The 12,749-nt window shown below is 55.0% G+C and carries 15 protein-coding genes; 8 read left to right on the forward strand and 7 right to left on the reverse strand.

What is annotated here, in order from left to right; translation table 11 throughout:
* Window positions 1-6: 6 nt before the first annotated feature.
* From IAD09_02750 to IAD09_02760, 3 genes are all read right to left on the reverse strand, one after another.
* Window positions 7-228, reverse strand: coding sequence for a DUF2795 domain-containing protein (locus IAD09_02750; GenBank protein HIT81146.1), 222 nt, complete (start codon window positions 226-228; stop codon window positions 7-9).
* 56 nt (window positions 229-284) lie between these two features.
* Entirely contained in the window at window positions 285-854 is a 570-nt protein-coding gene (locus tag IAD09_02755; GenBank protein HIT81147.1) for a cob(I)yrinic acid a,c-diamide adenosyltransferase, read from the reverse strand.
* Between the two features lie 61 nt (window positions 855-915).
* Window positions 916-1,659, reverse strand: a complete 744-nt coding sequence (locus tag IAD09_02760; GenBank protein ID HIT81148.1) for a hypothetical protein — start codon at window positions 1,657-1,659, stop codon at window positions 916-918.
* Window positions 1,660-1,766: 107 nt separating this feature from the next.
* Between IAD09_02760 and IAD09_02765 the strand changes: the two genes are divergently transcribed.
* The gene (locus IAD09_02765; protein ID HIT81149.1) at window positions 1,767-2,336 is read left to right on the forward strand and encodes an NUDIX hydrolase; all 570 of its coding nucleotides are present in this window, start codon (window positions 1,767-1,769) and stop codon (window positions 2,334-2,336) included.
* A gap of 86 nt (window positions 2,337-2,422) precedes the next feature.
* Here IAD09_02765 and IAD09_02770 read toward each other — a convergent pair whose 3' ends face one another.
* Window positions 2,423-2,914, reverse strand: coding sequence for a 6,7-dimethyl-8-ribityllumazine synthase (locus IAD09_02770; GenBank protein ID HIT81150.1), 492 nt, complete (start codon window positions 2,912-2,914; stop codon window positions 2,423-2,425).
* Between the two features lie 84 nt (window positions 2,915-2,998).
* Window positions 2,999-3,682, reverse strand: coding sequence for a tetratricopeptide repeat protein (locus tag IAD09_02775; protein ID HIT81151.1), 684 nt, complete (start codon window positions 3,680-3,682; stop codon window positions 2,999-3,001).
* A 200-nt stretch (window positions 3,683-3,882) separates the two neighbouring features.
* On the opposite strand from IAD09_02775, the gene IAD09_02780 reads away from it, so the two are divergent.
* From IAD09_02780 to IAD09_02790, 3 genes are read left to right on the forward strand one after another with little or no spacing between them, the layout of a single operon-like run.
* Window positions 3,883-4,980, forward strand: a complete 1,098-nt coding sequence (locus tag IAD09_02780; protein ID HIT81152.1) for a DNA replication/repair protein RecF — start codon at window positions 3,883-3,885, stop codon at window positions 4,978-4,980.
* Between the two features lie 4 nt (window positions 4,981-4,984).
* Window positions 4,985-5,275 (forward strand): DUF721 domain-containing protein, encoded by a 291-nt coding sequence (locus tag IAD09_02785; GenBank protein HIT81153.1) that lies wholly within the window; start codon window positions 4,985-4,987, stop codon window positions 5,273-5,275.
* Between the two features lie 15 nt (window positions 5,276-5,290).
* Window positions 5,291-5,719 carry an acyl-CoA thioesterase gene (locus tag IAD09_02790; GenBank protein HIT81154.1) on the forward strand — a complete coding sequence of 143 codons (429 nt, stop codon included), beginning with the start codon at window positions 5,291-5,293 and terminating at the stop codon, window positions 5,717-5,719.
* A 76-nt stretch (window positions 5,720-5,795) separates the two neighbouring features.
* Here IAD09_02790 and IAD09_02795 read toward each other — a convergent pair whose 3' ends face one another.
* On the reverse strand, window positions 5,796-6,725 hold the full coding sequence (locus IAD09_02795; protein ID HIT81155.1) for a GNAT family N-acetyltransferase: 930 nt from the start codon (window positions 6,723-6,725) through the stop codon (window positions 5,796-5,798).
* Window positions 6,722-7,570: a 1-acyl-sn-glycerol-3-phosphate acyltransferase gene (locus IAD09_02800; GenBank protein ID HIT81156.1), complete on the reverse strand. Its 849-nt coding sequence runs from the start codon at window positions 7,568-7,570 to the stop codon at window positions 6,722-6,724. Before IAD09_02800 ends, IAD09_02795 begins: the two co-directional genes overlap by 4 nt.
* A gap of 228 nt (window positions 7,571-7,798) precedes the next feature.
* Between IAD09_02800 and rsmH the strand changes: the two genes are divergently transcribed.
* The 4 genes from rsmH to IAD09_02820 are packed head-to-tail and all read left to right on the forward strand — an operon-like array spanning window position 7,799 to window position 12,737.
* Window positions 7,799-8,713, forward strand: coding sequence for a 16S rRNA (cytosine(1402)-N(4))-methyltransferase RsmH (gene rsmH / locus IAD09_02805; GenBank protein HIT81157.1), 915 nt, complete (start codon window positions 7,799-7,801; stop codon window positions 8,711-8,713).
* 5 nt (window positions 8,714-8,718) lie between these two features.
* A complete protein-coding gene (locus tag IAD09_02810; protein HIT81158.1) occupies window positions 8,719-9,120 on the forward strand; it encodes a hypothetical protein in 402 nt (133 codons plus the stop codon).
* Window positions 9,110-11,275 (forward strand): transpeptidase family protein, encoded by a 2,166-nt coding sequence (locus tag IAD09_02815; GenBank protein ID HIT81159.1) that lies wholly within the window; start codon window positions 9,110-9,112, stop codon window positions 11,273-11,275. Before IAD09_02810 ends, IAD09_02815 begins: the two co-directional genes overlap by 11 nt.
* A gap of 10 nt (window positions 11,276-11,285) precedes the next feature.
* Window positions 11,286-12,737: a UDP-N-acetylmuramoyl-L-alanyl-D-glutamate--2,6-diaminopimelate ligase gene (locus tag IAD09_02820; GenBank protein HIT81160.1), complete on the forward strand. Its 1,452-nt coding sequence runs from the start codon at window positions 11,286-11,288 to the stop codon at window positions 12,735-12,737.
* Window positions 12,738-12,749 lie beyond the last annotated feature (12 nt).

A 12,749-nucleotide genomic window follows, 5' to 3' on the forward strand; every position in this document is an offset into this window, starting at 1 on the left:
AGGCTATTAATACTCTTCCTCGTTGAAGAAGAAGTCTTCTTTGCTGGGATAGTCGGGCCAAATATCTTCGATGCATTCGTAAATTTCGCCTTCGTCTTCCATTTCTTGGAGGTTCTCGATGACTTCGAGGGGGGCTCCCGAACGCATGGCATAATCAATCAATTCGTCTTTGGTGGCAGGCCAAGGGGCGTCTTCGAGTTTCGATGCTAATTCCAAAGTCCAGTACATAATAAGTAATGATTAGAACGGTTTTGAATTTTCCCGCAAAAGTAGAACAAATATTTTCATTTGCAACCTTTATTCCAATAAATTTCATCTTTTCCGGCGGCAAAATTGCATTGTCGCGAAAGAATGAAAAGATAATCGGACAAACGGTTGATGTACTGCAATAAAAGGGGGTCGATGGGGTGGGTCGCGTGCAGCTCGCAGATGCGCCGTTCGGCGCGTCGGCACACGGTGCGGCACACATGGGTCTGGGCCGATGCGGTGGTGCCGCCGGGGAGTACAAAGTTGCGCAGCGGGGGGAGGGTGGCGTCGAGCTGGTCGATGCGGCGTTCGAGTCGTTCTACCTCTTCGGGATAGATGCGGCTGGCTTCGCGCAGGGTGGTGTCGGCGGTATCGGTGGCGAGGTGCGAGCCGATGGAGAAGAGGCGGTGTTGTATGTCGAGGAGCAGGTGGGAGTCGTCGGGCATATTGTCGGGCAGGAGGGTGCGCAGCAGTCCGATGTGGGCGTTCAGTTCGTCGATGGTGCCGTAGGCTTCGAGGCGCAGGTCTTGTTTGGCTACGCGTTTTCCGCCTACGAGCGAGGTCTCCCCGTGGTCGCCGGTGCCGGTGTAGAGGTTGCTTTTTTTCATGTTGTTTCTTTGGGGTTATAATGCCGATGTGGGCACAAAGGTTTTTGTGGTGGGTTGTTTTTTAGAAGGCAACGATGTAGTTTTGCCGATTGAGCTTGGGGTAGCAAATGGCGATGCCCATGTTGCAGAGGTCGAATGTCGCCCTGATTTGCGGGTTTTGCATCAGGAATTTTTCCCAGCAACGGTGAATCGATTTTCCTTTTCTGATGCCGTCGATGATGATGATGCTTTTGTCGTTGAGCAGCGGGGCGATGTGTTCGAGGGTGATTTGGCATTGCCCCGCGTCGGGCTGGGCATGCACATAGATGAGGTGCGGTTGTTCTCCTTGGGCATGCAGGAGGTCGAGCCCGGCTTGCATCGGCAGGTTGAGGTAGGTGGCTTTTCCCGGCAGACGCATGAGGAGCTGTTCGGCGGCGGTGCGGGCGATGGGGTCGGGCTCGATGCAGAAGTGGCGGGCCGAGGGGCACCCTTTTTGCAGATAGAGGGTGGCATAGCCGCCTCCGGTGCCGCACTCGACGGTGCATTGTGGTTTGAACCGGTTGGCCAACCTGAACAGCAACCGTCCTTTGCGTTTGCTGAAATCCTGCTTGTCGTGGAGCAGCCGGTGCAACTCCTCGATTTGCTGGTAGGCGTAGTAGCCCGATTTTTCTTCGATGACTTTTGTAATCAGCCCGTAGGCAAAGGGCGAATGCACGCCATAGCCTTTCCGGTGCCGTATTTTGCGGAACTCGCGCAGGCAGAATTGTTTGACGTTTTTTACGTTGAGGGGGCGTTGCATGACCGTTTGTTGTCTCTTCTTACACAAAAATAATCCTTTTTTGTGAACCGTGAAAGTTTTTTGCCGATAGGGCGGTGATGCCGTTGTTTTTTTGCATCTTTGCCCAGGTATCATTTGTCTTGAAAATTATGTCTATGGAAGAAGAACCGATAAAGCCGTGGCGTGTGCTGAGCAGTCGTTATATTGCTGAACAGCCTTGGTTCACCGTGCGGCACGAGCATGTGCAGTTGCCCAACGGGAGCGAGATTCCCGATTATTATGTTTTTGAGTATCCCGACTGGATCAACGTGATAGCCATTACGACCGAGGGGAAGTTTGTCTTTGAGCGTCAGTACCGTCATGCCGCGGGACTGGTGTCGTATGAGTTGTGTGCGGGGGTGTGTGAACCCGATGATGCCTCGCCGCTCGACTCGGCTCGGAGGGAGTTGCTCGAAGAGACGGGTTATGGCAACGGGGAGTGGGAGGAGCTCATGATTCTCTCGCCCAATCCGGGGACGCACACCAACCTTACTTATTGTTATCTGGCGCGGAATGTCGAGCCGGTTGCTCCCCGGCATCTCGAAACGACCGAGGATATTGCCGTCGAACTCCTGTCGCTCGACGAGGTGCGGGCGTTGCTCGATTGCAACGGGGTGTTGCAGGCTCTGCATGCGGCCCCGTTGTGGAAGTATATGGCGTTGTATGGCATGCGGGAAGGGAAGTGACCGTTGTTTGTTCCCGGCCGGATGATAGCAAGAGCCGCCACCGATGGATTTCGGTGGCGGCTCTTGTCGTATGGACGGTGTCGTGCTTATTTCATGCGGGCGGCGAAGGCGGCCATTTTTATGGCGGTGACGGCGGCTTCGTCGCCTTTGTTGCCATATTTGCCTCCGGCACGGTCGAGGGCTTGTTGTTTGTTGTTGGTTGTGAGAACACCGAAGATGACCGGTATGTCGAGTGTGGCGTTGAGGCGGGTCGTGCCTTCGGTGACGCCTTGGCACACATAGTCGAAGTGGGGGGTGTCGCCTTGTATCACGCAACCCAACACGATGACGGCGTCGGGACGGTAGTGGGCGGCGGTGCGTTGGGCTCCGAAGGTGAGCTCATAGGTCCCCGGTACATACTCGACGAAGATGTTTTCGGGTTTCACGCCGTGTTTTTCGAGGGTGTCGCAAGCCCCTTTGAGGAGTTGGCCGGTGATGTCGGCATTCCATTCGGCGCAAACGACGGCCACGCGCAGTTGCGGCGAATAGGGTACGGTGTTGTTGTCGCAGGCCGAGAGGTTCTGATAGGCTGTTGCCATGACTTTTCTTGTTTTGGGTGAGGTGATTATACATAAAAAGGGTATCTCCACGAGGTACCCTTTTGGTGCGTTACGGCACAGATATTAGAGTTTTGATTGTGCGCGTTCGATGTATTTGTCGATGTCGCGGGCAACCGACGAGGTGGCGTAGTCGTTCTTGATTTGGTTATAAAGGGCGAGGGCCTTGTTGTAGTTGCCCATGGCTTCGGCGATGGTGGCGGCCTTTTGCAGGTAGAACGGCGAGAAGAGCTCATTGCCGGCTTTTTTTGCGGCTTTCTCAAATGTCGACAGAGCTTCGCTCATTTGGTCCATGTTGGCGTAGCAGTTGCCAATCATGCCCAAGACGTTCGGCGAAACGAATTTGTCGTCGGCCTTGAATTTTTTGAAGTAATTGAGCGCTTCGCTGTAATTGCCGAGGTTGAAGTGGCAGATGCCTGCATAGGCGGCAGCCAGATTGGCGGCGTCGGTGTGGGCGTAGTCGTCGACGATGGCTTCGAAGCCGATGTAGTCGGCGCCGTTACCGTTGAGGGCCAAGGCGAAGGAGTCGGTATCGAGGTAAAATTCTCCTTTGAACATCTCGGCATAGGCGTTTGCCTCGCGAGGTTCGAAATAGAAGTGACGCAATGCCAGCCATGCGCCTACGGCGATGACAATGACCAGTATCACGATGGAAATGCCTTTTTGGTTTTTCTCGATAAATTGTTCCGAAGAGGAGAGTACCTCGTTCACTTTATCGATTTCGTCGGGGGTGTTTTGTTTTTGTGCCATATTTTTTTGTCGTTTTAATAGCAGGATAATTGATTTGAGCAGACAAAAGTACGCTTTTATCTTTAATAATAAAAAAATCGACCCGTTTTTTTGCTTTTCCCGGTTGCAGATGAGGCGACAAACCCTATTTTTCTGGCGGGCAGCCGCGGTAAAATGAAAAAGTTTATGTACGTTTGTGTCGTATAAAAAAGGTTTTCAACATGATTCTTTCCCGATTGTCGATTGTCAATTTCAAGAATATCGCGCAGGCCGACCTGTCGTTTTCGCCCGGCCTTAATTGCTTTTTGGGGAACAACGGTATGGGGAAGACCAATCTCCTCGATGCGCTTTATTATCTCTCTTTCTGCAAGAGTTCTACGCTGCTGGTCGACTCGCAAAACATTCGCCACGGGGAGGATTTTTTCCTGTTGCAGGGCCTTTATGAGGGGGAGGGTGCCGTCGAAGAGATATATTGCGGCATGAAGCGGCGCCAGAAAAAGGTGTTCAAGCGCAACAAAAAGGAGTATGACCGGTTGGCCGACCACATCGGGCTTATCCCGCTGGTGATGATTTCTCCGGCCGATGCCGAGTTGATACAAGGCGGGAGCGAGGAGCGTCGCCGTTTTCTCGACATGGTTATTTCCCAGTTCGACAAAGCCTATCTCGACAAGCTCATACGCTACAACAAGGCGCTCCTGCAACGCAATACCTTGCTCAAACAAGAGATGACCGACCCCGCCCTTTACGAAATCTGGGAGGAGCAGATGGCTTTTGCCGCGACCGACATTTACCGGGCGAGGAAAGCGTTCCTTTCTGCGTTTATTCCTGTCTTCCAGGAATTCTACGATGCCATTTCGGGCGGCGACGAGCCGGTGGGCATTACCTATGTGTCGCACATCGAGCGGGGCGACCTCCGCGATTTGTTGGCCGAGGTGCGGGAACGCGACCTCATACTGGGCTACACCTCTCGCGGCGTGCACAAGGACGACCTCGAAATGATGCTCGGCGACTATCCGATGAAGCGCATCGGTTCGCAGGGGCAGAACAAGACGTTCTTGATTGCGTTGAAGTTGGCCCAGTTCGACTACCTCAGCCGCAACGGGCATACCCGTCCGCTGCTCCTGCTCGATGACGTCTTTGACAAGCTCGACGCCCGGCGCATGGAACGCATCATTGCCTTGGTTTCGCAGGACCGCTTCGGGCAGATTTTTGTAACCGATACCAACCGGGAATATCTCGATGCCATCGTGCGCCGCACCGGAGGCGATTATCGCCTGTTCGAGGTTGAGAACGGCGATTTCAGCGTGATAGGAGAGTGACCCCATGCAACGGAAAGACCCCCAACGCCTCAGCGAGCTGCTCCCGCAGATTCTCTCCGACCTGCACATCGACCGCCGTCTCGACGAGACGCAGGCGGCGGTGTTGTGGCGCGAGATTTTCGGCCCGGCCGTTACCCAGTACACCACGCGGGTGCAGGTGAGGTCGGGGGTGATGTATGTCACGCTCTCCTCGGCCGTGTTGCGGAACGAACTGTTGAGCTGCAAAGCCTCGCTGTTGCAACGGCTCAACGAGGAAATGGGGCGGAAGGTGATAAATGATATTGTATTCCGATAATCCGACAGAAACGATATGACACAACAACCTCTATTCAAGCATACCGTGCCCGTTCAGGTGCGATTTAACGACATCGACCCGCTGGGGCATGTCAACAACTCGGTCTATTTCACCTTCTATGATCTCGGGAAAGTGAACTATTTTGCGGCTTTGCGCCCGCAGATGACGCAGCTGCAAGAGATTGACCTGGTGATTGCCAATGTGAATGCCAACTTCCTGCTGCCGATTTTTGTCCACGATGAGATAGCGGTGCAGACCACGACGCTCTCCATCGGGAACAAGAGCGTGAAACTTTTGCAACAGATTGTCGATGTGAAGACCGGGGCTGTGAAGGCCAATTGTGAAACGGTGCTGGTGGGCTTCGATTTCAAGAGCGGGACGACCAAGGTCATTTCGCAGGAATGGCGTGAGGCCATCGAAGCCTATGAGGACCGTGCGTTTTGAACGGGGCTGTCCGAAAAAAAGCAGGCTTGTCTCCTACGGAGTCAAGCCTGCTTTTTTTCGATGAAATCGCGGTTTTTTATCGTTCGTATGTGTCGACGTGACGTTTCTTTTTTTCTTCGAGTATCTCGTCGATGGCGATGAGGATACCCGACTCTTCGACGTCGCCAAACTCGTCGTTGATGGCGGTGCCGAACATGCGCATCGTGGGCGACAGGCTCATGTAGCTGTTGACCAGCGGGGGAATGTTGAAGCCCAATGCGCGTACCTCCTGGTTGAGTATCTTATAATCGTCTTTGAACGAGTTCCCTTCGGGGAAGATGCGCCGCAACTCGTCATAGTCGCTGTTGGTTTCGAGCGGGGTGCGGGGCCATACGAGGTGCTCGGTGTCGGCAAAATGCTTGTTGAGGAAGTAGAGTATCATGTTGCGGCCCTTGACCGAGAAGGTGGGATACATGGTCACTTTGCCGAAGAAATATTTGATTTGCGGGTAGATGACGATAAGGGCTCCCAGCCCGTCCCACAGATTGTCGAGGGCGAAGAGCCCTTTGGCTCCGGCGCGGGTCGACTGGTATTCGACCGAGACAAACGAACGGCCCAACTCGATGGTGTGGGGCATATATTCCTGAATGAATTTCGGCGAGAAGTCGAACATGTGGGCGATGGCGATAATGGGACGTCCTTCCTGGTCGTACCGCATGTTTTCACCCAGGATAAAGCGGTATCCGCCGAGAATCTCTTTGGCGTCGGGGTCCCACACGATGAGTTGCTGACAGGGGGGCTCCATCGTGTCGTACATGTCGATGTCGGTCTCCTTCCCGGTACCTCCGCCGGCCGTCCGGAATGCGATTTCGCGCAACCGGCCTATCTCCTGCATGGTGTAGGGGGCATTCTTGTAGTCGACGACATAGATTTCGTTTCCCCCCTTGTTGGTTGTGCGCAGAAAACGTTCGGGCGTGAGTTCGGCCTCTATTTTTTCTCGTTCAATGGGGGCAATGATTTCTTTCATATCCGTTTGGGTTTGTTTAGACTGTCTCTGATGCTATAAACTTGTTCTTTGACATATTGGGCCCACTCCATGCGGGTTTTGGAGTTGTCGAAGGTCTGCCACGGAATGGGTTTGCCAAAGTGTATGGTGAAGGTTTTCTTCTCGCTGCGGAACATCTCGTCGGGCAGGTAGATCAGCTCGATGTTGAATTTCAGCCCCAGTCGTTTGCGCCAACGGGCAAAGCGGTAGAAGAAAGATGAATTGTATCCTTCGAACCAGATGGGAATGATGTCGCGTTGGTATTGTACGCTTTTGGCGATGAATGCCTTGTTCCAGGTGAGGTCTTTGATTTCGTTTCCTTGTCGGCGCGAAACGAGGCCGGCCGGGAAGACGGCCATCTGCCCGTTGCCTTCATAGGCTTTGCCCAGTGCGTCGGCCTTGTCCTTGTCTTGCTTGCCGTATTTGTTGATGGGCAGGAAATTGTCTGTCAGGGGCTCGATGGCCATGAGCAGGTCGTTGACGACAAACTTGATGTCGCGATTGTATTTCCGCCCCAGCACGGCGATGAGGGCTACGCCGTCGAGACCGCCCAGCGGGTGGTTCGAGGCAAAGATGAAACGGCCTTTCTCGGGTATGTTCTTTTCTCCGTCGAGACGCACGGTGATGTCGAGATATTCGAGCAGGGTCTCGGCGAAGTCGACGCCGCGCACATGGGGGTAGGTCTTCAAGAAGCGGTTGATGCGGTCTTCCTGAATGGTGCGCTTGATGTAGTTGAAGACAAAACGCGGAATCTTTCGCGCGATTCGCGGCGATTTCTTTCTCACAACCTCTTCTACGTCAACGTATAAAATCTTTTTTTCGTCCATCGTTTACCTGGAAAAACGGACAAAGATAGTGATTCTTTATAGAATAAGACTTTTTAAATAAAGAAAAATGTATTTTTCAAACGGTTTTGCCCTCGTTTTGTGGATTTTGTCGCTTCTTGACGGGTGTGCATGACTGTTGAGAAAATTGTTGAAAAAAAAATAGAAAATATGGTGTGCGTCCGTGTTTTTCTTACTACTTTTACCCACTAAAACATCTACTCGAACAAATTGATGCAATCTTCTGTCTATCATATACCTGCACTGCTTGACGCCTGCATCGACGGATTGGCCTTGCGACCCGATGGCACTTATGTCGACGTGACCTTTGGCGGAGGCGGACATTCGCGGGCGATACTCGACCGTCTGGGCGAGGGCGGGCATCTCTATGCTTTCGATCAGGACGAAGATGCGTGCGCCAATCGCATCGATGACCCCCGGTTCACCTTTGTGCGAAGCAATTTCTGTTTCCTCAAAAATTTCATGCGTTACCACGGCGTGGAGCAAATCGACGGTTTGCTGGCCGACCTGGGTGTCTCGTTTCATCACTTCGACGCTTCGGAACGCGGATTCTCGTTCCGTCTCGACGGGGCGCTCGACATGCGCATGAACCGCCGTGCCCGCACGACGGCGGCCGATATTGTCGAAGAATACACACAAGAGCAGTTGGCCGACCTGTTCTACCTCTATGGGGAGCTGCGCACGGCCCGTCGCATAGCCGAGGCGATTGTCTCGGCCCGACGCGTGCAGAAAATCGACACGACCGCCCGGTTGGTCGATGTCGTCATGCCCTATATCGATAGACGTCAGGAGAAGAAAGAACTGGCGCAACTCTTTCAGGCGTTGCGCATCGAGGTCAACCACGAGATGGAGGCGTTGCGTCGCATGCTCCTCTCGGCCAGCGAACTGGTGCGTCCCGGCGGACGCATCGCGGTGCTTACCTACCATTCGCTCGAAGACCGCCTGGTGAAAAACTTTTTCAAGACCGGGAATTTCGAGGGCCGTGCCGAGAAAGATTTCTTCGGCCGCATCGAAGCTCCCCTGCGGCCGGTCAACAACAAGGTGATTGTGCCCGATGAGGAGGAGGTGGCCCGTAACCCGAGAGCCCGCAGTGCCAAATTGCGCATTGCCGAAAAACCTGAATGAGAGATATGGACGAGAATCAAGAAACAAAAGAGAATATCCCGACCTCCGATGAGGCTTCCCTTTCCAAGACGCAGGTTCGTCTTGTGCATTTCATGAAAGAACTTTTCGAGGGAGAAATCGTGTCGTTCGATTTCTTCTATCGCAAGTGGAAGGCGTGTCTTATTCTGTTGATACTCTTGTTCTGCTACATCGGCAACCGGTATAGCTGCCATCGCAAAATGGCCGAGATAGAGCGGTTGCGCACGCGGGAGACCGAGCTGCGCTACGAGGCAACGACCTTATCGTCGGAGTTGACCGGCGTGAGCCGCCCTTCGCACATCGAGAAACTTTTCGAGGAGAGAGGGGTCGATATTCGTTCGGCCAAAACCCCTTCGTACACATTAAAACGGGAGTCTTATGACGAGTAAGGGGTTGCATTTCAGATATTTGTTGATTGTCATGGCCATTGCTTTGGCGTGTGTGGCCATTCTCTTCAAGATGTCGCGTACGATCATCTTCGAACGGGCCCGGTGGCAGGCCAAGGCCGAAAAGCCGCTCTACGACACGGTGCCCGTCTATGCGACGCGAGGCAATATCTTGGCAGCCGATGGCCGCTTGCTGGCCACGACGATGCCCCGTTATACGATGTATATGGATTTTGCGGCCGACGGCTTCAACCGCGATACCTTCAACCGCTATCTCGACCCCTTGTGCCGGGCGTTGGCCAAGATGCCCGGTGACCGCACGGCCGAGGAGTACAAAGCCCATTTGCGCGCCGGCTTTTCGAGCCGTTACCGCCGTCACTACCGTCTCTCTTACAGCCGCATCTCCTATGTGCAGATGAAAGAGATTCTCGAATACCCTTTCTTCAATCAGAAAAACTCCAACAAGAGCGGCCTCGTGTTTGAAGAGCTGCTGAGCCGCGAACGGCCTTTCGGCCAGTTGGCCACCAGCACGGTGGGCAGTGTGTATGCCGCCCGTGAAGACGGGGAGAGCCGGGGCGGAGCCTCGGGCGTGGAGTTGGCCTGCGACTCTTTGCTGCGGGGTACCAACGGCAAGCGGGTGCGTCAGCGCGTGCAGTGGCAGTGGGTCGAGGAGATTCTCAGCAAGCCGGTAGCCGGGAAAGATATTCTCACGACCATTGACGTCGACATACAAGACATGGCCGAGTCGGCCCTGCTCGACAAACTGCAAGAGACGCAGGCCGATTACGGGGTGGCCATTATCATGGAGGTGGAGACGGGGGCCATACGCGCCATCGCCAACCTCGACCGTCAGGCCGACGGTTCCTACAAGGAGGGGGTAAACCATGCGGTGAGCGACCTCATCGAACCGGGCTCGACCTTCAAGACCGCTTCGATGATGGTGGCTTTGGACGCCGGCGTGGTGCGTCCCGATGATATTTTTTACGGTGAAAAGGGCAAGTTTGTCTATGCCCGTCAGCCGATGTATGACCACAACTATCGCAAGGGCGGATATGAAAATCTCACGGCGGCTCAGACCATCTGGTACTCGTCAAACATCGGTATCTCGAAAATCGTCTTGAAAGGGTTTGAGAACGACCCGCGGAAATTTGTCGACGGCCTTTATGCCATAGGACTCAACAAGAAAGTCGACCTGGGTATCCCCGGCGCCTTGGCTCCGGTCATCAAATATCCCGTGACGGCCGACGGCAAGCCCAATCCCGCCTGGTCGAAACTCTCCCTGCCCTGGATGAGTTTCGGGTATGAAGTGACGATTCCTCCCATCTATACCCTCATGTTCTATAATGGCATCGCCAATGGCGGTAAGATGATAAAGCCCTATATCATTGCCGGCGTCAGCGAAAACGGCGATGTGGAAGAAGAGTTCGAGACCGAGGTGGTCACCCGGCAGATGTGCAAACCGCAAACGCTGAAAGAGATTCAGCAGATGCTGGCCGATGTCGTGCAGAAAGGCACGGCGCATGGCCGCAAGGCGGTAAGTTCGGACTATGTGCAGATTGCCGGGAAGACCGGTACGGCGCAAATCCACCAGGGGAAAGCCGGGTATAAAGGCAACATCGTGCGCCACCGCGTATCGTTCTGCGGATATTTCCCGGCCGAGAATCCCAAATATTCGGGCATCGTGGTCGTGTCGGCGCCCCGCATCGGTTATCCTTCGGGCGGTACCATGCCCGGAGCCGTGCTCCGCACGGTGGCCGAGGAGATGTATGCCCGCGGTTTCCTCCCCGGTGAGGAAACCCTTGCTCCCGACACGGTCTTTGCCAAGATGCCCACCATCAAGAAAGGAAACCTCGAAGACGCGACCTATGTGTGCCGTCGCCTCTCTTTGCCCTTTGTGGCTCCCGAACCGTCGGGCGAGAATGAAGACGACTGGGTGACCGTACGTTCGCACGACTATACCATTGTCATGAATCGCATCGAACCCAATCGCGTCACGGTGCCCGATGTCGTGGGTATGGGAGCCCGCGATGCCATCTATCTGCTCGAACGGGTCGGCCTGCGGGTCAATGTCGAGGGACAGGGCAAGGTGGTGCGCCAGTCGTTGCCTGTGGGTCGCCGGGTCTATCGGGGAAACAAAATAACCATCATATTGAAGTAAAAGAGAGAGTATGCAACTGAAAAATCTTCTTCGCGAATTGCATGTGTCCCGCATCGTGGGAAACGACGCGGTCGAAATATCGTCTGTCGAAGCCGACTCGCGCCGGGTGGCTGCCGGCTCGCTTTTTGTGGCCGTGCGCGGTGTCTCGGTCGACGGGCACACCTTTATCTCCAAAGCCGAGGCCCAAGGGGCTGCGGCCATCGTGTGTGAGGAGTTGCCGGCCGAGCTTTCGCCGGCTGTCACCTATGTCGTGACCCCCGAGAGCCGGGAAGCATTGGGTCTGTTGGCCTCGGCCTGGTATGGCGAGCCGTCGCGACAACTCACCTTGGTGGGTGTGACCGGGACCAATGGCAAGACCACCATTGCCACGCTGCTCTATGAGATGTTTCGCCTCTTTGGCGAGAAGGTGGGGTTGCTCTCGACCGTGTGCAACTATGTCGACGACCGGGCTATCCCGACCGACCACACCACCCCCGACCCTCTCACCCTGCATCGCTTGCTGCGCGAGATGGTCGATGCCGGTTGCCGGTATGCCTTCATGGAGGTGAGTTCGCACTCGGTCGACCAGCGGCGCATCGCCGGCCTCGAATTTGCCGGAGGTATTTTTACCAATCTCACCCGTGACCACCTCGACTATCATAAGACCGTGCAGGCTTATCTCAAAGCCAAAAAACGTTTCTTCGACGACCTGCCGCAAGATGCCTTTGCCCTTACCAATGCCGACGAGAAAAACGGCGCCGTCATGTTGCAAAACACCCGTGCCGCCAAGCACACTTATGCCCTGAATACACTGGCCGACTACAAGGGCCGCATCATCGAGAGCCGCCTCGACGGAACGACGCTCGAAGTGAACGGCCGGGAGGTGGAGGTGCAGTTTGTGGGCAAATTCAACGCCTACAATCTGCTGGCCGTCTATGGCGCGGCCTGCCTTTTGGGAGAGAATCCCGAGAAGGTGCTGATAGCCCTCAGCCGGCTGGTCCCGGTTTCGGGACGCTTCCAGACGTTGCACGCCCCGCAGAAATACACGGCTATCATCGACTATGCCCATACGCCCGACGCGCTTACCAATGTCCTCACGTCGATACGCGAGGTGGTGGGTCGCCGGGGGCATGTCATCACCGTGGTGGGCGCCGGAGGCAACCGCGACAAGGGAAAACGTCCGCTCATGGCCCAAGAGGCGGCCAAGTGGAGCGATAAGGTAATCCTCACGTCGGACAACCCCCGTTATGAGAAGCCCCAGGATATTCTCGACGACATGCTGGCCGGCCTCGATGCGGCGCAGCGCCGTCGGACACTGGTCATTGCCGACCGCCGCGAAGCCATACGCGCGGCCACCCAGCTGGCTCAGCCCGGCGATGTGGTGCTTGTCGCCGGCAAAGGCCATGAAGACTACCAGGAGATAGAGGGCGTGAAACACCACTTCAACGACCGCGAAGAGGTGGAACGCCTGTTTAATGAGTAAAACCGGAGAAGA

This window comes from Candidatus Caccoplasma merdavium, from assembly GCA_018715595.1.
Taxonomy (GTDB): Bacteria; Bacteroidota; Bacteroidia; order Bacteroidales; family UBA11471; genus Caccoplasma; species Caccoplasma merdavium.